The following is a 19,162-nucleotide window of genomic DNA, read 5'->3' as shown; positions in this document are numbered from 1 at the left end:
TTAGTTCACTTTCTGCTGATAATATTCTGACAATGTCATACCTGTCGTTCGCACGTGCAGCCAGTCAAATAGCTGCTCCAGATCCTGATACAGCACTTCAATATCGTCTTTGGTTTTAAAGGTCGGGCTGCCGCCGGGCATAAACTCTGAGGAGTGCAGCATAAATTCGACGTAGTCGCTGCCGTCTGCCAGCGACTTCTCCGCAACCCGGATCATCTGCGCGGCATTACCCCCCATCGGGCGTAACCAGTGCACTGAAGGGCTACGCTGTTTACCTCGCAGGCGGTCGTAGACCGATTTAACCTGATTCATTAACGGTGAATGCTTATATAGAATGCTCATCGGCACTTCGAGCAGCGCAGAGTTGCCCGCCTTCGAAATATCCTGGGCATCAATAAAGTAGGCGCGATCGGGAAAATGCTGATAATTCGTGCCGCCGTTGCCCCGGGGATCGCCCGGGGAAAACTGCCAGTTGACGCGCGGAGTAACGGAGCAATCCACCTGATAACCCTGTTCGATCAGCAGCTGGGCATAAAAGGCATTAAACGCCCAACGCCCGGCGCGGTGACTGCGCATCTTTACCTGTAGGGTGTCTTCCAGCAGGCGAGTCATGTAAATGACCTTTTCCCTGACATTATCTTCTGGGTATTCAATAAGATAAGGTTTGTGCCGCCAGTCATCGCCCGTGAGGTCAAACAGCGGTGGACTGTTCCAGGCATGCAGATGCATGCCTATCTCACCGCCGTCACGGGCGATAACATCCCTGGCGAACTCAACATACGCCGGGTCAACGGCCATCTCGTAGTTGGTCAGCCAGGTGGGCTTAAAGGCATATTTCTCACACAGCTGCTGGAAACGTGGCAAAAAACGGGTATTTTCCGTCATGATCCGATCGTGATTTTGCCAAAGGTTATCGCCTTCGGTATCGATGGTGATGATAAACGCGGGCTTACCCATTTTCCGTCCTGCAATATGCCTTAAGATGCGGGTTATGTTACGTAGCGAACGTCGATTGCGCAAAATTATTCTGCCATCCGTTGAGGCTGCCGATGCGGCGCTAGCCACGCTAACACGACTGCTTTAGAATCAGAGGCTGGTTTACTGAACAGCGATATAGCATGAAATATTCGGATCTGCCGCTTTCTCCCCACCAGCCTGAACGCATCCTGGTTGTCAAATTCCGTCACCACGGCGATATGCTACTGATCACTCCGGTGATCCGCTCGTTGAAAGCGGCCTGGCCTGAAGCAAAAATCGATGTGCTGCTGTATGAAGAAACCCGGTCCATGCTCGCCTGTCATCCGGACATTCACCAGATTTATGCCATCGATCGGACATGGAAGAAAAAGGGCGTGCGCTTTCAGCTAGGCCAGGAGTGGCGGCTGTTAAAAACGCTGAGAAAGCAGCGTTACGATGTGGTCGTTAACCTGGCGGACCAGTGGCGAAGCGCAATCATCACGCGCTTTACCGCCGCTCCGGTTCGGCTGGGCTTCAATTTCCCCAAACGCCAGGGCGCGCTCTGGCAGCGTTGCCATACGCACCTGGTTGCCACCGATCGGCATCAGCATATGCATACCGTCGAGCAGAATCTCTCGCTGCTACAGCCGCTGGAGCTCGCCGCGATCGACAGCACGGTGGGCATGCACTATTCGCCGGCGGACGACACGGCCGTGCGCCGGCGGCTGAACGGCACGGAGAAATACATCGTGGTGCAGCCCACCTCGCGCTGGTTTTTTAAATGCTGGAGCGAAGAGAAATTCGCCGCCGTGTTACGCGCCCTGCATAACGACGGGCATACCATCGTGCTCACCTCCGGTCCCGCTGCCAAAGAGCTGGATATGGTCAAAAGCATCGTCGCCCTGCTCCCGGCAGACGACAATATCATTTCACTGGCGGGCCAGCTGACGCTGAACCAGCTGGCCGCGCTGATCGACCGAGCCGACCTGTTTATCGGCGTAGATTCGGTTCCGATGCATATGGCCGCCGCGCTAAAAACGCCCTGCCTGGCGCTGTTTGGCCCGTCAAAACTGACGTTCTGGAGTCCATGGCAGGTAAACGGCGAGGTAATTTGGGCGGGTGATTTCGCGCCGCTGCCAGACCCGGACAGCGTCGATACCCAAACCCAACAACGCTATCTTGATGCTATTCCAGTGGAAACCGTACTGAACGCAGCCAGGAGATTATTAGCATGAAGCCCATTCGACTGGCTATTGTCCGTCAGAAATACCGCCCGGACGGCGGCGCAGAGCGCTTTATCGCCCGCGCCCTGGAGGCCCTGGATCAGCAGGCCCTGGACCTGAATGTGATTACCCGCCAGTGGCAGGGCGAGCGTCAGGCTAACTGGCATATTCACCTGTGCAACCCGATTAAATGGGGGCGCATCAGCCGCGAGCGCGGCTTTGCCAGCGCTGCGCGCGCGCTTTGGCGGCGAGAAAATTTCGATATCGTTCAGAGCCACGAACGCATTGCCGGTTGCGATATCTACCGGGCCGGTGACGGTGTTCACCAGCGCTGGCTGGAGCAGCGCTGCCGTTTGCTACCCGCATGGCGTCAAAAGCTGCTGCTGACCAACCGTTACCATCGTTATGTGATGGAGGCTGAACGCGCTATGTATCAGGCTCCTGAACTGAAGGCCGTGATTTGCAACGCGCAGATGGTCAGGCAGGAAATCATTGAGCGGTTCGGCGTGGCCAGCGAAAAAATTCATGTCATCTATAACGCGATTAACACCACCCAGTTTGTTCCGGTGGATGAGCAGCAGCGTAGCCAGATAAGAAAGCGGCTCTCCCTGCCGCCTGCCGCCTGCCTGCTAATCTATGTCGGTTCCGGTTTTGAACGTAAAGGGCTGGCCGCGGCGATCCGTGCGCTGGCAGGCACTAACCGCTATCTGCTGGTAGTGGGTAAAGACAAGGCGGAACGGCAGTATCGGGCGTTAGCCAGTGAACTCGGCTGCGCCGATCGGGTGATATTTGTCGGTATGCAGGCGGATACGCGCTCATGGTATCAGGCAGCAGACGGCCTGCTGCTGCCTACACTATACGATCCCTTCCCGAATGTGATCCTTGAGGCGATGGCCTGCGGTTTACCGGTAATTACCTCAGACACCTGTGGCGGCAGTGAGTTTATCCGCCCCGGCGAAAACGGCTACATATGTAATGCGTTGGATATCGCCGCCCTGCGTGATGCCATTATGGCGCTCCCCGAACAGGCCAGCGGCAGTCAGATGGCCATCCATGCCCGCGAGCAGGTGATGGGATCAACCCCCCAGCGCTTATCGCAACAGCTCAATTCCCTTTATCAACAGATTCTGGATTAACCCATGCGTATCTTGATGATTATCGACGGACTACCCGGCGGTGGAGCCGAGAAAGTGGTGCTGACGCTGTGTGAAGGCATGCAGCGAATGGGGCATCAGGTCAGCCTGTTTTCGCTGCGTGATGTCTGCAATTATCCACTGCCTGAGGGCGTTGACTATCAGGTAGTGGAAAGCCATAGCCGCTCACCCTGGCGCAAACTTACCGAGCTGTCGCGCCGCGCCGACGCGCTGGATCGTGCCATTTCGCTAAGCGAAAAACGGGGTGGTGCATACGATCTTATTTTCTCTCATCTGCACAAAACTGACCGCATCGTCGCCCGCACCAAACGTCTGCCGGCGCAAAAGGTATGGTTCTGCATCCACGGCATTCTCTCCACTTCCTACCTCGGACATCGCCACGGTCTGGACCGCTGGCTGAAGCAACGCAAGATTGCCGGGGTTTATCAGGGAAGAAATATTGTCGCGGTTTCTAAAGCCGTGGCGGATGACTTAACGCGCAATCTGCCCATCGTGCCGGGCCGGCTGGCGGTCATCAATAATCCTTTTGATATTGATGACATTCTTTCTCAAGCGGCTGAACCTTTTGCCCTGCAAGGTGAACCCTATGTGATCCACGTTGGCCGTTTTCACCCGCATAAACGGCACGACCGCCTGCTCCAGGCGTATGCGGGATCGGGCATTCAGGCCAAACTGGTGCTGGCGGGAACCGGGGATAAACAGCAGATTGATGCCGTCAAACGGCAGGCAGAACGGCTGGGGATTGCTGAACGGGTCATCTTTGCCGGGTTCCAAAGCAACCCTTATCCCCTGATCAAACACGCGGCAATGCTGGTGCTCAGTTCTGACAGTGAAGGTTTCGGTAACGTGCTGGTGGAAGCCTTGCTCTGCGGCACTCCGGTCGTCAGTACGCGCTGTCCCGGTGGGCCTGAAGAAATACTGCAACGAGCCGGAATGCCCGGCGCGCTGGCGGAGTTAAACAGCGCTTCGCTGGCGGAGAAGATGGCGGAAGTCTATCGCTCTCCGCCGCAGATCGATCGGCAACAGCTGATGAGCTACGATTTGCAGCCCATCTGCCGGCAATATTTAACGCTGAAAGACTAAAGACGGTTCAGGCTGTGCCAAACTTCGTCCACGCTGACGTCAACACAGTCTCCCGATGGCGTTTGCAGGATATCATGCTGACCGGACCATGGACGCCAGACTTTCCGGTCAGTATCACCAAACAGCACTACCTGCTTTTTATTCATTGCGGCGGCCAAGTGCATTTGCCCGCCGTCACTACACAATACCCGCTCGCAGCATTCATAAGCCGCAACCAGTTCACGGACCGACGATGTGGGATAGAGCGAAACTCGTGAGCTAAGACAGGCTGCATGTACTTGTTCGGCCCGATGCAGATCGCCAATATCATCCGGCGCCAGCGTGCCCTGTGGTGACCAGAATATCAGCACGCTGCCGTGGCTATTTCCCTGCAGATAGCGCCGGATAATTTCGACGTAGCGTTCCAGCGGCCAACGACGTTTTGCACTACGGCTACTGATGTGCACCGCCAGCCCCGGACGCTCACCGGGATGCAGACTCTCGATTCGGCTAAGAGCCTGCTGCCGCTCGCCATCGGACAGCCAGATACGGACTTCCGGGATGGGGGGCTGCCGGTCAGAAATGGCGGAAAGATAACTGAAGGTGAGTTCAACCTGATGTTCACCACGAAAATCAGCGCGGCTAAACGGTACGGTAATCGCCCTGTCACCGGTATCAGCACCGATGATATGCTGCGCGCCCGCCATTTTTGCCAGGCGCACGCTGTACTTACAGGGTTGCGGATTCGCCAGGATCGCCGCATCAAAACGGATACGTCGTAACTTCAGAAACATCTTGAGGCGGTCAAAGTAAACCCCCAGCTTCGCAAGTTTTCCAGCGACGTGTTTTGCCTTGCGGTAGATAAAGGTATGCTCAATGTGCGGATTGTTTTTAACTACATCCTGAGACACGCTGTTGATTAACAGATAGATGTTAGCATCAGGAAAAACGGTTTTGGCCCCTTCGATCAATGGCGTGGTGCAAACCAGGTCGCCAATATTGTCACGCCGTATAATCAAAATATTCTTCATTGCTATTCTGGCCTCAAGACTTAATTGCCAGCAGTGCCCGGCGGATTAAAGTGCAGCTCATTCTTAACAACACATCCCTACGCATTAAAAGCACCATTGGCACGCCTTGCGCAGAGGGTTAGCGTATTTATGCTACCTGTTGTGACAGCACAAATAACTAAACTGCACACGAAAAGCAAAAAAACTTTTTTGACCGCTGGCCATCCTGAACGCAAGTACTGGTGCGATAAACAAGGTGAGTCAGACGCGATAAGATGAAGTAGTGTGAGCCCGGCTCACTTATCTGCTAACATGCCGTATTGTTTTTCGGCTCTCTGGACGTAAGTCTTTGCCCACCTGAAATCACTGTGATGACGACCATTTATACCGCCTTGCTGTATCTCCTTCAGCCTTTTATCTGGCTTCGCCTTTGGCTACGCGGTCGTAAGGCCCCTGCCTACCGCAAACGCTGGGCTGAGCGTTATGGCTTCTGCGCGGGCAAAGTTAAACCGGACGGTATTCTGCTGCATTCGGTTTCGGTCGGCGAAACGCTGGCCGCCATCCCACTGGTGCGGGCATTGCGCCACCGCTATCCCGATCTGCCGATTGTGGTCACGACGATGACGCCAACCGGATCGGAGCGTGCCAGCTCGGCATTTGGTAAAGATGTGCATCATGTTTACCTGCCGTATGACCTGCCCGGTGCCATGAACCGCTTCTTTGACACGGTTCGCCCACGGCTGGTGATTATTATGGAAACCGAGCTTTGGCCCAACATGATTACCCAGTTGCACGCGCGCAAAATTCCGCTGGTGATTGCCAACGCCCGCCTGTCTGAGCGTTCAGCCAGGGGGTATCAGAAAATTGGTAAATTTATGAAGCGTCTGCTGCAACGCATTACGCTGATCGCCGCGCAAAATAAAGAAGACGGTGAACGTTTTATTGCTCTGGGGGTGAAACGTTCTCAGCTGAAGGTAACCGGCAGCCTCAAGTTTGATATTTCGGTGACGCCAGAACTGGCGGCTCGTGCCATAACGCTGCGCCGACAGTGGGCACCGCATCGCCCGGTATGGATCGCCACCAGCACCCACGAAGGGGAAGAGAGCATTATTCTGGACGCGCACCGTAAACTGCTTGAGCGCTTCCCTGGTCTGCTACTGATTCTGGTGCCCCGCCACCCGGAACGCTTCGAAACGGCCCGCGTGTTGACGCAAAAGAATGGATTAAGTTACACCCTGCGTAGCAGCGGCGAAATCCCCTCCGGCAGCACCCAGGTGGTGATTGGCGATACCATGGGTGAGCTGATGCTGCTGTACGGCATTGCCGATCTGGCCTTTGTCGGTGGAAGCCTGGTCGAACGGGGAGGTCACAATCCATTGGAGCCTGCCGCCCACGCCATTCCGGTGTTAATGGGCCCGCACACCTTTAACTTCAAAGATATTTGTGCCCGGCTGCAACAGGCCGACGGCCTGATCACCGTCACCGATGCCGACTCATTGAATAAAGAGATTGATACGCTGCTAACCGATGAAGACTACCGCCTTTATTATGGCCGCCACGCGGTAGATGTACTGCATCAAAATCAGGGCGCATTGGGACGCCTGCTTCTGTTGCTTGAACCTCACCTGCCACAGCGGAATCATTAAATGAGCACAGGTCAGAAACTCTCGGTGGTGATGATCGCCAAAGATGCGGCAGAGATCCTGCCGGAGTGCCTGGAGTCGGTCAGCTGGGCGGACGAAATTATCGTACTCGATTCCGGCAGCAGCGACGCCACGCCGGACATTGCCGCTCGTCATGGGGCAAAGGTCTATCACTCCAGCGAATGGCATGGCTATGGCAAACAGCGCCAGCTCGCCCAGAGCTATGCCAGCCACCCGATGATTTTGATGATCGACAGCGATGAGCGCGTCACGCCGGAGTTGAAACGGTCTGTCGAGAAGGTGCTGCAACGGCCGCCGGCGGAAGTGGTGTACAGTTTTTCACGCAGCAATCTGTTTCTCGGACGTTTTATGCGCCACAGCGGCTGGTATCCGGACCGCGTCACCCGCCTTTATCCACGGCATTTCCGCTATAACGATAGCCTGGTTCACGAATCGCTGGAAACGGCACGGGCGAAAACCGAGCAACTCCACGGCGACCTGCTGCATCTTACCTGCAGGGATTTTTCCGCCTTTCAGTGGAAACAGTTTGCCTATGCCGAGGCTTGGGCAAAACAGCGCCACCAGCAGGGAAAACGTTGCGGCATCGCGGCCATTTTCGGCCACACCGCCGGGGCATTTATCAAAACGCTGGTACTGCGTGCCGGCTTTCTGGATGGCAAGCAGGGCTGGCTGTTGGCGGTGGTTAACGCCCAGTATACTTTCAATAAATATACGGCCCTGTGGGCTCTCAACCATACATCGAGGAGCGGCAGACTATGAGCACGAAAGCTATCTATCCCGGCACCTTTGATCCGATGACTAACGGGCACCTTGATATCGTGACACGCGCCGCGCTGATGTTCGATCGCATCGTGCTGGCGGTCGCAGCCAGCCCGAGCAAAAAGCCGATGTTTTCCCTTGAGGAGCGGGTCGCGCTGGCAAAGGAAGTGGTCGCACACCTGCCGAACGTGGACGTCGTGGGGTTCAGTGATTTGCTGGCCAACTTCGCCAAAGCGCAGCAGGCTAATGTGCTGGTGCGCGGTCTGCGGGCGGTGTCCGATTTTGAATTTGAAATGCAGCTGGCGCAGATGAACCGCCACCTGATGGACACTCTGGACAGCGTATTCCTGATGCCTTCAGAGCAGTATTCCTTTATCTCTTCGTCGTTAATGAAGGAAGTGGCACGCCACGGCGGCGATGTAGAGACGTTCCTGCCCGCGCCTGTTTACAAGGCGTTGAAAGCGCGGCTCTGACCTCTCATGCTATTTCTGGCAGCGGCGGCAGAAAAAGGTGCTGCGCTGCCCGTGCTTACTGCTCTCTATCGGCATCGCACATTTGCGGCAAGGCTCTCCCGCCCGGCCATATACCTGAAGTTCTTGGGCAAAATAACCCGGCTTGCCGTCGCTTTGTAAAAAGTCGCGCAGCGTGGTACCGCCCTGCTCAATAGAACGCATCAACACGCCTTTGATAGTGCTGACCAGCAGCCCGGCCTCCGCTTCGCTAAGCGCCATCGCCGGACGGTCGGGCAGAATACCCGCGACAAACAGCGATTCGCTGGCATAGATGTTACCCACACCCACCACGACTTTGTTATCCATTAACCAGGGTTTGACGGCCGTGCGCTTACCCCGAGATTTCTCAAATAAATACGAGGCGGAGAAGCTGTCGCTTAAAGGCTCTGGGCCCAGATGCGACAATACCGAGCTGGCGTCAAGGTCAGTACACCATAGCCAGGCACCAAAACGACGCGGATCGGTATAGCGCAGCACTTTGCCATTACTCATCACCAGATCGACGTGGTCATGTTTCGCCGCGGGCAAATCTTCAGGCAGGACGCGCAGGCTGCCCGACATCCCCAGATGAATGATAATCCATCCGGCGGGTAGCTCCAGCAACAGATATTTGGCGCGGCGCTGGACGCTAAGCACCGGCTGGTCACTTAGCGCATGAATTTCTGGAGAAACCGGCCAGCGCAGGCGCTCATTGCGCACCACCGCGTGCAGAATAGTAGCGCCAACAAGATGCGGTTCTATCCCGCGTCGACTGGTTTCAACCTCTGGTAACTCTGGCATGTCCTCGCCCCCCGTTGCCGTATCGTCACGCCTGATCGGGTGACGTCACTCTGCCACAAACAAAAAAACCCGGCCGGGGCCGGGTTTTTTCATCCACTGAGATTAATTACTTAATCTTAGCTTCTTTATAGATCACGTGCTGGCGGACAACAGGATCGAATTTCTTCAGTTCCAGTTTTTCCGGCTTAGTACGTTTGTTCTTCGTGGTGGTATAGAAGTGACCTGTACCAGCAGAAGAAACCAGCTTGATCTTCTCACGAATACCTTTAGCCATGTTTCAGTTCCTTACCTTAGTACTTCTCACCGCGGGTACGCAGATCGGCCAAAACCGTCTCAATACCCTTTTTATCGATTACGCGCATGCCTTTGGCAGATACACGTAGTGTAACGAAACGCTTTTCGCTCTCAACCCAAAAACGGTGAGAGTGCAGGTTCGGCAGGAAACGGCGTTTCGTCGCGTTCATTGCGTGGGAACGGTTGTTACCCGTTACCGGACGCTTGCCAGTTACTTGGCAGACTCGTGACATGTCTATTCTCCAAAAATCAAATCAGCTCGAGCTTTAAAAATAAGGTTCTGGCCGCCTCGTCAGGCTTTTAGCCCATCCAGGCGAGTTCAATGCGAACCCGCTGAGCAGGCCCAAACGCCAAACCCGAGATTCTCAAAGGTGGCGTAGTATACGCCCTGAGGAGCGAGTGCTCAAGTCCCGAACAGATAAAGATCCCTATGGATCGCTGACAATCGTCCTGTTTGCGCGGGAAATGCACGGATTTATTCCTGCAAAATGAAATTATAGCGCTAAACGGCGTGAGTCGTGCCTTATTCTCACATCCAGCCCCGCTCGGCGAAAGAGACATATTCACCCCGTCCGATCACCATATGGTCAAGCACCCGAATATTCATTAAGGCGCAGGCATGAACAATTTGTTGCGTGATATCGCGATCGGCACGGCTGGGTTCGGCCAAACCTGAAGGATGATTATGCGCCAGAATCAATGCCGCCGCATTGCGTTTTAACGCCTCGCGCACGATTTCCCGTGGATGAACTTCCACACTGTTCAACGTGCCGCTGAACATCTCACTGGTATGGATCACCCGATGCTGGTTATCGAAAAAGATGACCTGGAAGATTTCCCGCTCCCGATGTGCCAGCGAACTGTTCAAATAATCCAGCATCTGCTGAACACCGCCGACAACCTGATTCCCAAACGCGTCCTGACAGCTGAAACAACGGCGTGCCAGTTCTGCCACCGCATTCAGCTGGGTATATTTTGCGATGCCAACGCCGTGGATAGCCTGAAATTCCTTATGCGGAGCGTTCATCAAACGGTACAAAGACCCAAACTCTTGCAACAACCGCTGTGCCAGTGACATCACATGCACGCCACGCCCCCCTGTACGTAGGAAAATGGCCAATAGCTCATTATCGCTTAGCGTTGAGACGCCGCATTTCAATAGTTTTTCACGCGGGGGTAGCCCCTGCCAGTTCTTATCCATCTTGCGCTTCTCCTTCCTGAAGAGAAGAAATCATGGCATTATATACAGTACTTTTCTATTATGACGTGATGAATTGTCGAGCTTACTCGCAAAGCGGGTAGAGCGAGAAATAAACGGGCTGCCCGTGTGTGGTAAAATAGTTTTGTTTTGGCATAACAAAATGCCAGCAGGCTTAACTAAAAGGCGTACAGCAAAATGAGGGAATTGACCGGAAAGCGTATTGTTCTCGGCGTCAGCGGCGGTATCGCGGCGTATAAAACGCCAGAGCTGGTGCGTCGGTTACGCGATCGCGGTGCCGATGTGCGGGTCATCATGACGGAGTCCGCCAAGGCGTTTATCACCCCGTTAAGCCTGCAGGCGGTTTCAGGCTATCCGGTTTCCGACAGCCTGCTTGACCCGGCTGCCGAGGCCGCAATGGGCCACATCGAACTGGGTAAGTGGGCCGATCTGATCATTATCGCGCCCGCTACCGCCGACCTGATCGCTCGCGTGGCGGTCGGAATGGCGAATGACCTGCTGACCACCGTTTGCCTTGCCACGGCGGCCCCGCTTGCTATCGTGCCCGCAATGAACCAGCAGATGTACCGTGCCCTGCCCACCCAACACAATTTACAGCTGCTGGCCCAGCGCGGCGCAATGATATGGGGGCCGGACAGCGGCAGCCAGGCCTGTGGTGATATCGGGCCAGGCCGTATGCTCGATCCGCTGGCCATCGTTGACCACGCAGCCGGTTGGACGGCCTCCGTCAACGATCTGCAACATCTCAATATTATGATTACCGCCGGCCCAACCAGGGAAGCACTCGATCCGGTGCGATTCATCAGCAATCATAGCTCGGGGAAAATGGGCTTCGCGATTGCCGCCGCCGCCGCAAAACGCGGTGCCAGCGTGACGCTTGTTGCCGGGCCGGTGGCATTACCCACCCCGGCGGGCGTCCATCGTCTTGATGTCACCACGGCGCTGGAAATGCAGCAGGCGGTGATGGGCCAGGCGGCCAGCCAGCAGATATTTATCGGCTGCGCGGCGGTGGCAGACTATCGCCCGGCGGAGATTGCTGAAGAAAAAATCAAAAAGCAGGGGGATGAAATGACCCTGAAGATGATAAAAAATCCGGATATTGTCGCCGAAGTCGCCGCCATGCAGCAAAATCGTCCCTACGTGGTAGGATTTGCCGCAGAAACCCAGAATGTGGAAGAATACGCGCAACAAAAACGGGCGCGCAAAAATCTGGACCTGATCTGCGCCAACGATGTTGCCAAAAATGGGCAAGGTTTCAACAGCGACTCCAATGCTCTTCATCTTTTTTGGCATAAAGGAGAAAAAACTTTACCGCTTAGCGATAAAAAACTCCTTGGCCAACTGTTATTAGACGAGATTGTCACCCAATATGATGAAAAAAATCGACGTTAAGATTCTGGATGCCCGAGTGGGCACGGATTTCCCATTGCCCACCTACGCCACTTCCGGTTCTGCCGGGCTGGATCTGCGCGCGTGCCTGAATGAAGCGACGGTATTACAGCCGGGTGCCACAACACTGCTCCCAACGGGCTTAGCGATACATATTGCCGACCCGCAGCTGGCCGCCGTTATCCTGCCGCGCTCCGGGCTGGGCCACAAACATGGCGTAGTGCTGGGTAATCTGGTGGGGCTCATCGACTCAGATTATCAGGGGCCGCTGATGGTATCCGTATGGAACCGCGGACAGGACTCCTTTACTATCGAGCCGGGGGAGCGTATCGCGCAAATGGTCTTTGTGCCGGTAGTACAGGCAGAATTCAATCTGGTCAATGACTTTGATGCCAGCGTAAGAGGTGAAGGTGGTTTCGGCCACTCCGGTCGCCAGTAACTCTACTGCCCTCGTAACGACATAACCTGTTTTTCTCTTCCGTGAATGATAATTCGCGGGCGTTGCGTGGGCTTTTGCCCGTTTATGGTGATGTTTCAGGGGTCTTTTAAGAGATGGTTGAAAAAAAGAGTGCGAAAAGGAATCGTCGCGAAGAAATTCTGCAGGCGTTAGCGCAAATGCTGGAGTCCAGTGACGGCAGCCAGCGTATCACTACCGCCAAGCTGGCGGCTAATGTCGGCGTTTCTGAAGCGGCACTTTATCGGCATTTTCCCAGCAAAACCAAGATGTTCGACAGCCTGATCGAGTTTATTGAAGACAGCCTGATCACGCGCATCAATCTGATTTTGAAAGACGAAAAAGAGACGATGCCTCGCCTTCGTCTGATCACTCAGCTGATCCTGGGCTTTGGCGAGCTCAATCCTGGACTCACACGTATTCTGACCGGCCATGCGCTGATGTTTGAACAGGATCGCCTACAGGGGCGAATTAATCAGCTGTTTGAACGAATTGAATTGCAGATACGCCAGGTGATGCGCGAGAGAAAAATGCGTGAAGGTGAAGGCTTTGCCACCGACGAAGCGCTGCTGGCCACCCAACTGCTGGCGTTCTGTGAAGGTTTATTATCACGTTTCGTTCGTTCAGAATTCCGCTATCGGCCCACCGTGGACTTCGACGCGCGCTGGCCACTGATGGCAGCCCAGCTTATCTGACGGTTATCGAGCGCTATCGGCGCACAGCCGGGCTGACGCGGTTTTCTCGTCAGCCCGGCAATGGCTTATTGCATCAAATACCGAATTCGTCGCGATAGGCGCGCACCGCTATCAGACTATCGGCCATTTCAGGCTTCTCTGCCAGATAGGCAACGAGTTCGTTCAGCGTGATGATCGAAATGACCTTACAGCCATAATCGCGCTCGACCTCCTGAATGGCAGAAATTGCGCCGCTTCCGCGCTCCTGACGATCGAGGGATATCAGTACGCCGGCCAGTTTCGCCCGGTGAGCGGCAATAATTTCCATCGATTCGCGAATAGCCGTTCCTGCGGTGATCACATCATCCACCAGCATGATTTTGCCTTGCAGAGGGCTGCCGACCAGGGTTCCACCTTCACCATGATCCTTCGCTTCTTTACGGTTGAAGCAATAAGGGACATCGCGGTCGTAATGATCGGCCAGCGCCACCACCGTCGTCGTCGCAATAGGAATACCTTTATATGCGGGACCAAAGACCAAATCAAAATCAATGCCCGAGTCCACCAGCGCCTGGGCGTAGAAGCGGCCCAGTAGAGCGAGGTCGCGTCCGGTATTGAACAGGCCCGCATTAAAGAAATAAGGACTTTTGCGCCCCGATTTCAGCGTGAACTCCCCAAACTTCAGCACCTGCTTGTTGATGGCGAATTCGATAAATTGGCGCTGCCAGGCTTTCATATCGTGTTCCTCGGTTTTCAGGCAAAAAAAGGCGACGCTAAGGTCGCCCTGAAGGATCAGTCGGTCAACGCGGCTTTCTGCGCGGCAACCAGCGTATCAATACCACCTCGCGCCAGCTCCAGCAGCTTCAGCAGTTCTTCATGGCTGAACGGTTCGCCTTCTGCGGTGCCCTGCACCTCAATCATGCGACCATCTTCCGTCATCACCACGTTCATATCCGTTTCGGCGGCGGCGTCTTCCACATACTCCAGATCGCACAGCGCTTCGCCGTTGACGATGCCCACCGAAATGGCCGCCACCATACCCTTCATCGGGTTGGCTTTCAGCTTGCCGGTGGAAACCAGGTGGTTAAGCGCATCAGCCAGCGCCACGCAGGCACCGGTAATAGAAGCGGTGCGGGTTCCGCCGTCGGCTTGCAGCACATCGCAGTCGAGCGTAATGGTGAATTCGCCCAGCACCTTCAGGTCGATGGCCGCGCGCAGCGAACGGGCGATCAGGCGCTGGATCTCCAGCGTGCGTCCTCCCTGCTTACCTTTCGCCGCTTCGCGCGCGTTACGGCTGTGGGTAGCGCGTGGCAACATGCCATATTCTGCGGTGACCCAACCCTGGCCCTTACCCTTCAGAAAACGCGGCACGCCCTCTTCAATGGTCGCGGTGCACAGCACTTTGGTATCACCGAATTCAACCAGCACAGAGCCCTCTGCATGTTTGGTGTAATGGCGGGTCAGGGTGACAGGGCGCACCTGTTGTGCGCTACGGCCTGATGGACGCATAGTTTATCTCCGGCTAGCTAACTATAATTGGCTGCACATTATACGGATTTCGCAGATGATTGCCTATCGCAGGCTAAGCGGGGCGCAAGTTGTTATGCACCAGGCGACTATTTAAAGGATAAAACGGCCAGAGATCGTCTGCCCGGATGTAAACCGTAGCGAAATATGGCTAAATGCCCTTCTAATTATCGATTCCTGATGCTGGACCCGCGTATGATCTCTGTATTCCATTTTATTCTGGCTTTGGCCGTTATCGGCTGCCTGGCGTTACTGGCAAGTTCTGACCGCAAAAAAATCCGCCCGCGCGTGCTGCTACAGCTGGTGATTATTGAAGCGGCGCTCGCCTGGTTCTTCCTGCATGCTTCTGCCGGACTGACGGTAATAACGGCGTTTTCCGGCTTCTTTGAAGTCTTGCTGAAATACGCCGCACAGGGCACCGATTTTGTCTTCGGCGGCATGAGCTCACAGGGGCTGGCGTTTATCTTCCTCGGCGTACTCTGCCCTATCGTGTTTATTTCTGCACTGATCGGTATTTTGCAGCACGTCAGAATTCTGCCGGTACTGATCAAAGTGGTTGGTACGCTGCTGTCGAAAGTCAACGGTATGGGCAAACTGGAGTCGTTTAACGCCGTCAGCACCCTGATCCTCGGCCAGTCGGAAAACTTCATCGCCTACAAAGGCATTCTGGCTGATATTTCTCCGCGCCGCCTCTACTCAATGGCGGCGGCGGCCATGTCTACCGTGTCACTTTCAATCGTCGGTGCCTATATGTCGATGATAGAGCCGCGTTACGTGGTGGCCGCGCTGATCCTCAATATGTTCAGCACTTTTATTGTTCTGTCGATCATCAACCCAACGCCTGTCGGTGACGAGCCTGAAGTTCGCCTTGAAAAGCTGCATGAAGATCAGAGCTTCTTTGAGATGCTCGGCGAATATATTCTGGCCGGTTTTAAAGTGGCTATGATTATTCTGGCCATGCTGATCGGGTTTATTGCGCTGATTGCGGCGGTGAATGCCGTGTTCTCAAGCCTTTTCGGCATCAGTTTTCAGCAGATCCTCGGCTATGTGTTCTGGCCGTTTGCCTGGCTTATCGGCATTCCGGCGGCCGATGCCCTGCCAGCCGCCAGTATTATGGCCACCAAGCTGGTAACAAACGAGTTTGTCGCCATGATTGAACTGAAGAAAATCGCGGCAGAACTGTCGCCGCGCGGGCTGGGCATTCTGTCAGTATTCCTGGTTTCTTTCGCTAACTTTGCCTCAATCGGCATCGTTGCCGGAGCAATCAAAGGTCTGAATGAACAGCAGGGCAATGTGGTATCACGCTTCGGCCTGAAGCTGATTTATGGTTCCACGCTGGTCAGCCTGCTATCAGCCGCTTTCGCCGGACTGGTACTGTAACTGTAACGATGGCACCCGGCGCAGAGGCGCCGGGTCATTTCAGAAAGCGACACAGACCGGGTTATCCACCCGCATTACCGCATCCTGAGCAAAATGCTGTTTATACAGGGTGCGCAGCGCTTCAATTTTATGCTCACTCGTCTGATTGGGCGCATGGATCAGCAGTAATGCCCTGCTGTTTTCCCGCGCCAGCCTGCCATCATTGCCCATCCACTGGCCCTTCGCCGCGAACACCGTCAGCCCGTCCTGAAAACGTGGCGTCACCTGCTCATCAACAAACGACTGCCATTCGGCTTCAGTGATTGCCGCCCCCTGTGGGCGATTAAGGCCAAAGTAAAGCGTGGTTTGGGTCATGGGGTCCCCCGTGCCGCAAAGCGCACGCTGAGGTTGGGATGCCGGTTGCTTCGGGGAGCTGCACCCCGTCAGAGCCAGTAGCAGGATGGTGGAAATCGTTATGCGCAACGTCATCGGAACTCCGGGTTAAAATTTGACTGCCAGTATCTTAAGCTCTGACGGCTAAAACGTCAGCAAAACGCCGCCATTTAAGCGAATGCCTGTTAAGCCAGCGCCTGCATCGCTATAATCTTCTCATCTTTCCCTAAACGGTACGTAATATGATCCGCAGCATGACCGCCTACGCCCGGCGCGAAACCAAAGGCGAATGGGGCAGCGCAGCCTGGGAGCTGCGTTCAGTCAACCAGCGCTATCTTGAAACCTATATCCGTCTACCGGAGCAGTTCCGTGGGCTGGAGCCGGTGGTACGCGAACGTATCCGCAACCGTCTGACGCGCGGGAAAATCGAAGTTAACCTGCGTTTCGACGCCGACCCGCGCGCGCAAAGCGCCCTGGTCCTGAATGAAAAGCTGGCGGTTCAGCTGGTCCAGGCCGCCAACTGGGTGAAGATGCAGAGCGACGAGGGTGAAATCAACCCGGTCGATATTCTGCGCTGGCCCGGCGTGATGTCCGCAGAGGAGCAGGACCTGGACGCGATTTCCGCCCAGCTTCTCACCGCGCTGGATACCGCCATCGACGACTTCATTAGCGCACGAGAAAGTGAAGGTACAGCGCTTAAAGCGCTTATCGAGCAGCGTTTACAGGGCGTGAGTGCCGAGGTGACCAAGGTACGCGCCCATATGCCGGACGTGCTGAAATGGCAGCGTGAACGCCTTGTAGCGCGGCTGGAAGACGCCCAGGTACAGTTAGAAAACAACCGCCTGGAGCAGGAGCTGGTGATGCTGGCCCAGCGCGTTGACGTGGCGGAAGAGCTGGACCGCCTGGAAGCGCACGTAAAAGAAACCTATAACATCCTGAAGAAGAAGGAAGCCGTTGGCCGCCGTCTCGACTTTATGATGCAGGAGTTCAACCGCGAGTCGAACACCCTGGGTTCAAAATCAATCAATGCCGAAATCACCGCGTCAGCCATTGAACTGAAGGTGCTGATTGAGCAGATGAGAGAGCAGATCCAGAATATCGAGTAACGATTTACTGGCTATCAGCAAACTGCAGAAACCCAGACAGCCCGCCGCATAGCGGGCTTTTTAATACGCATAAGCTATCCGAAAAACGCATGTTTCATTTGTTCCTCCCACCTGTACCCCTATTCTTTTCATCCAACTGTTAGAGGTACAACCCTTTATCAGGCAGGCGGCAGAATGGCAAAGCTAACGAATATGCAGATCTGCGCATGGATAAAAGCAGGTGAACGATTTAAAGGACGCGCAGACGGCAACGGGCTGTACCTAGTTTTCAGGGCTAACTATGAAACCCCCGTTTGGCGTTTCCGTGACATGCTGTCCGGTAAGCCTCGCATGATGGTAATCGGAGCTTATGGCGACCTGTCACTATCGAAAGCCCGAGAAAAAGCAAAAGAGCTATCCGCACGGGTGGCGCGGGGAAGAATTCGACCTGAACGGCGCTGTATGGCACTTGCCAGAAGAACGCAGCAAAACGGCGATGCTATCGACATCCCTCTACCCCCGCCCGCTGTTAAATGGCTGGAAGAACTACACACCTTTTCCTGTAACAGTAAATGGGTTCTGCCAGCACGAAGGATGCAAAACAGGATGATCCCCCATATTCAGGAAAGTACCCTACCCGTGGCGCTGTCAAAAGTAAGGGCAGAACTGCCTGATGTACCTGATTTCACCATACACGACTTTAGGTGCACCGCTCGTACTCACTGTAAGTATCCCACCAAAACGACCCATTCACTTTTTTCGCTTTAGGTAAGGTTTTTTTGGCCCTGCTCATCTGAATCACGCTAAGGCTGCTTTAAGCGCTTGCTAAGAGCCTATCTCGAGATAGGCTCTTTTATACCAAAGAAGGCTTTGACATTGCTTAACTAAATTAGGATTATTTTAATTGAAAGTATCTCCCTAATTAATTGAAGTGGCTTTTAATAGAGCATTTTTTAGCTTTTCTTTGTTTTGTACTTCATTTATTTTAACAAAACAGTTTTTTATGATTTTTTTTGTTAAAGCTTGAGTCAACTCGTAATTGTTTTTTTCCCACTGGTCAATTGGTTGAACTCGTTCTGAGGATAGCAGATCGCTACTGGAGCAAACGTGGTGGAAATCGCCTACAGTTATTGTAGTTGAATATCTAAATTCGTAATCATTGTTCCCCAGACCTTCGTATATGAGCTTAAATTTGTAAGGTTCTATTGTTATTTTAGAATCTTTTTTTGGCTCCGCATCAATATTTACCAATGTTGTTCTAAGCTCAGGAATCAAATAATCCATTGTTTTATTTTTAACATTTGTAATATAGTTTCCCTTCAACTGCTCCTTGCTATACCCACCAATATTAGAACTGCCACCACCAAGTAAAGTGGCGGCAATCTGCAGGGTTTTTAGTCCGATAAGTTTTGCGTTTTCTGCTTTAGATACAATATTTAAACTATTATCTGTATCTTCGACAACATCGCCATTTATAGCATTCTGCGTCAGAATTGTTATTCTAGATCCACTGTTATAATCCATTATTTCCGTATCTACAATTTTTGTTTTTGGTAGTGGTGGATTATTTGAGCAAGAGCTTAATAGAGCACATCCAATCACCCCTAACAAAAATTTATTGACTATTCCCATTTTTACCCCATCCTT

General features: G+C 54.0%; 21 protein-coding genes and 1 pseudogene. 12 read left to right on the top strand and 10 right to left on the bottom strand.

The window, feature by feature from the left end; translation table 11 throughout:
• Complete coding sequence (locus ETA_RS01375; protein ID WP_012439850.1) at nucleotides 1–957, bottom strand: polysaccharide deacetylase family protein; 957 nt, start codon at nucleotides 955–957, stop codon at nucleotides 1–3.
• Nucleotides 958–1,118: 161 nt separating this feature from the next.
• On the opposite strand from ETA_RS01375, the gene rfaQ reads away from it, so the two are divergent.
• The 3 genes from rfaQ to ETA_RS01360 are packed head-to-tail and all read left to right on the top strand — an operon-like array spanning nucleotide 1,119 to nucleotide 4,417.
• A complete protein-coding gene (rfaQ, locus tag ETA_RS01370) occupies nucleotides 1,119–2,192 on the top strand; it encodes a putative lipopolysaccharide heptosyltransferase III (RefSeq protein ID WP_012439849.1) in 1,074 nt (357 codons plus the stop codon).
• Nucleotides 2,189–3,316: a glycosyltransferase family 4 protein gene (locus ETA_RS01365; protein ID WP_012439848.1), complete on the top strand. Its 1,128-nt coding sequence runs from the start codon at nucleotides 2,189–2,191 to the stop codon at nucleotides 3,314–3,316. The genes rfaQ and ETA_RS01365 overlap by 4 nt, the downstream gene beginning before the upstream one ends.
• 3 nt (nucleotides 3,317–3,319) lie before the next feature.
• Entirely contained in the window at nucleotides 3,320–4,417 is a 1,098-nt protein-coding gene (locus ETA_RS01360) for a glycosyltransferase (RefSeq protein WP_012439847.1), read from the top strand.
• Here ETA_RS01360 and ETA_RS01355 read toward each other — a convergent pair.
• The gene (locus ETA_RS01355; RefSeq protein ID WP_012439846.1) at nucleotides 4,414–5,427 is read right to left on the bottom strand and encodes a glycosyltransferase family 9 protein; all 1,014 of its coding nucleotides are present in this window, start codon (nucleotides 5,425–5,427) and stop codon (nucleotides 4,414–4,416) included. The two genes, ETA_RS01360 and ETA_RS01355, sit on opposite strands and share 4 nt — an antisense overlap.
• A 350-nt stretch (nucleotides 5,428–5,777) precedes the next feature.
• Between ETA_RS01355 and waaA the strand changes: the two genes are divergently transcribed.
• The 3 genes from waaA to coaD are packed head-to-tail and all read left to right on the top strand — an operon-like array spanning nucleotide 5,778 to nucleotide 8,302.
• Nucleotides 5,778–7,052, top strand: coding sequence for a lipid IV(A) 3-deoxy-D-manno-octulosonic acid transferase (waaA, locus tag ETA_RS01350; protein ID WP_012439844.1), 1,275 nt, complete (start codon nucleotides 5,778–5,780; stop codon nucleotides 7,050–7,052).
• The gene (locus ETA_RS01345; RefSeq protein ID WP_012439843.1) at nucleotides 7,053–7,829 is read left to right on the top strand and encodes a glycosyltransferase family 2 protein; all 777 of its coding nucleotides are present in this window, start codon (nucleotides 7,053–7,055) and stop codon (nucleotides 7,827–7,829) included. It begins immediately after the preceding gene.
• The gene (gene coaD / locus ETA_RS01340) at nucleotides 7,826–8,302 is read left to right on the top strand and encodes a pantetheine-phosphate adenylyltransferase (protein ID WP_012439842.1); all 477 of its coding nucleotides are present in this window, start codon (nucleotides 7,826–7,828) and stop codon (nucleotides 8,300–8,302) included. Before ETA_RS01345 ends, coaD begins: the two co-directional genes overlap by 4 nt.
• 9 nt (nucleotides 8,303–8,311) lie before the next feature.
• Here coaD and mutM read toward each other — a convergent pair whose 3' ends face one another.
• The 4 genes from mutM to radC form a co-directional block, all read right to left on the bottom strand.
• Nucleotides 8,312–9,121 carry a bifunctional DNA-formamidopyrimidine glycosylase/DNA-(apurinic or apyrimidinic site) lyase gene (gene mutM, locus ETA_RS01335; protein WP_012439841.1) on the bottom strand — a complete coding sequence of 270 codons (810 nt, stop codon included), beginning with the start codon at nucleotides 9,119–9,121 and terminating at the stop codon, nucleotides 8,312–8,314.
• Nucleotides 9,122–9,227: 106 nt separating this feature from the next.
• Nucleotides 9,228–9,395, bottom strand: a complete 168-nt coding sequence (gene rpmG / locus ETA_RS01330; protein WP_001051798.1) for a 50S ribosomal protein L33 — start codon at nucleotides 9,393–9,395, stop codon at nucleotides 9,228–9,230.
• Between the two features lie 16 nt (nucleotides 9,396–9,411).
• Nucleotides 9,412–9,648 (bottom strand): 50S ribosomal protein L28, encoded by a 237-nt coding sequence (rpmB, locus tag ETA_RS01325; RefSeq protein ID WP_004154798.1) that lies wholly within the window; start codon nucleotides 9,646–9,648, stop codon nucleotides 9,412–9,414.
• Between the two features lie 296 nt (nucleotides 9,649–9,944).
• Nucleotides 9,945–10,616: a RadC family protein gene (gene radC, locus ETA_RS01320; RefSeq protein ID WP_012439840.1), complete on the bottom strand. Its 672-nt coding sequence runs from the start codon at nucleotides 10,614–10,616 to the stop codon at nucleotides 9,945–9,947.
• Nucleotides 10,617–10,811: 195 nt separating this feature from the next.
• Between radC and coaBC the strand changes: the two genes are divergently transcribed.
• The 3 genes from coaBC to slmA all read left to right on the top strand — a co-directional run bounded on the left by coaBC (nucleotide 10,812) and on the right by slmA (nucleotide 13,172).
• Nucleotides 10,812–12,026 carry a bifunctional phosphopantothenoylcysteine decarboxylase/phosphopantothenate--cysteine ligase CoaBC gene (gene coaBC / locus ETA_RS01315; RefSeq protein WP_012439839.1) on the top strand — a complete coding sequence of 405 codons (1,215 nt, stop codon included), beginning with the start codon at nucleotides 10,812–10,814 and terminating at the stop codon, nucleotides 12,024–12,026.
• Entirely contained in the window at nucleotides 12,004–12,462 is a 459-nt protein-coding gene (dut, locus tag ETA_RS01310; RefSeq protein WP_012439838.1) for a dUTP diphosphatase, read from the top strand. The genes coaBC and dut overlap by 23 nt, the downstream gene beginning before the upstream one ends.
• A 113-nt stretch (nucleotides 12,463–12,575) precedes the next feature.
• Nucleotides 12,576–13,172 (top strand): nucleoid occlusion factor SlmA, encoded by a 597-nt coding sequence (gene slmA / locus ETA_RS01305; RefSeq protein ID WP_012439837.1) that lies wholly within the window; start codon nucleotides 12,576–12,578, stop codon nucleotides 13,170–13,172.
• Nucleotides 13,173–13,245: 73 nt separating this feature from the next.
• On the opposite strand, the gene pyrE is transcribed toward slmA, so the two are convergent.
• Both pyrE and rph read right to left on the bottom strand, forming a co-directional pair.
• The gene (gene pyrE / locus ETA_RS01300; RefSeq protein ID WP_012439836.1) at nucleotides 13,246–13,887 is read right to left on the bottom strand and encodes an orotate phosphoribosyltransferase; all 642 of its coding nucleotides are present in this window, start codon (nucleotides 13,885–13,887) and stop codon (nucleotides 13,246–13,248) included.
• Nucleotides 13,888–13,943: 56 nt separating this feature from the next.
• Complete coding sequence (gene rph / locus ETA_RS01295) at nucleotides 13,944–14,660, bottom strand: ribonuclease PH (RefSeq protein ID WP_012439835.1); 717 nt, start codon at nucleotides 14,658–14,660, stop codon at nucleotides 13,944–13,946.
• A gap of 213 nt (nucleotides 14,661–14,873) precedes the next feature.
• Between rph and ETA_RS01290 the strand changes: the two genes are divergently transcribed.
• The gene (locus tag ETA_RS01290) at nucleotides 14,874–16,058 is read left to right on the top strand and encodes a NupC/NupG family nucleoside CNT transporter (RefSeq protein ID WP_012439834.1); all 1,185 of its coding nucleotides are present in this window, start codon (nucleotides 14,874–14,876) and stop codon (nucleotides 16,056–16,058) included.
• A 39-nt stretch (nucleotides 16,059–16,097) separates the two neighbouring features.
• Here ETA_RS01290 and ETA_RS01285 read toward each other — a convergent pair whose 3' ends face one another.
• Nucleotides 16,098–16,526, bottom strand: coding sequence for a DUF3574 domain-containing protein (locus tag ETA_RS01285; protein ID WP_012439833.1), 429 nt, complete (start codon nucleotides 16,524–16,526; stop codon nucleotides 16,098–16,100).
• A gap of 146 nt (nucleotides 16,527–16,672) precedes the next feature.
• Here ETA_RS01285 and ETA_RS01280 point away from each other — a divergent pair, with 146 nt between their 5' ends.
• Nucleotides 16,673–17,536 carry a YicC/YloC family endoribonuclease gene (locus ETA_RS01280; protein ID WP_012439832.1) on the top strand — a complete coding sequence of 288 codons (864 nt, stop codon included), beginning with the start codon at nucleotides 16,673–16,675 and terminating at the stop codon, nucleotides 17,534–17,536.
• Between the two features lie 174 nt (nucleotides 17,537–17,710).
• A pseudogene (locus ETA_RS01275) lies at nucleotides 17,711–18,238 on the top strand (integrase arm-type DNA-binding domain-containing protein); the annotation flags it as partial.
• A gap of 195 nt (nucleotides 18,239–18,433) precedes the next feature.
• Here ETA_RS01275 and ETA_RS01270 read toward each other — a convergent pair.
• A complete protein-coding gene (locus tag ETA_RS01270) occupies nucleotides 18,434–19,147 on the bottom strand; it encodes a hypothetical protein (RefSeq protein WP_012439831.1) in 714 nt (237 codons plus the stop codon).
• Nucleotides 19,148–19,162 lie beyond the last annotated feature (15 nt).

The sequence above is a fragment of the Erwinia tasmaniensis Et1/99 genome (assembly GCF_000026185.1).
Classification (GTDB): Bacteria; Pseudomonadota; Gammaproteobacteria; order Enterobacterales; family Enterobacteriaceae; genus Erwinia; species Erwinia tasmaniensis.
This window is presented reverse-complemented; position numbering and strand designations above follow the sequence as displayed.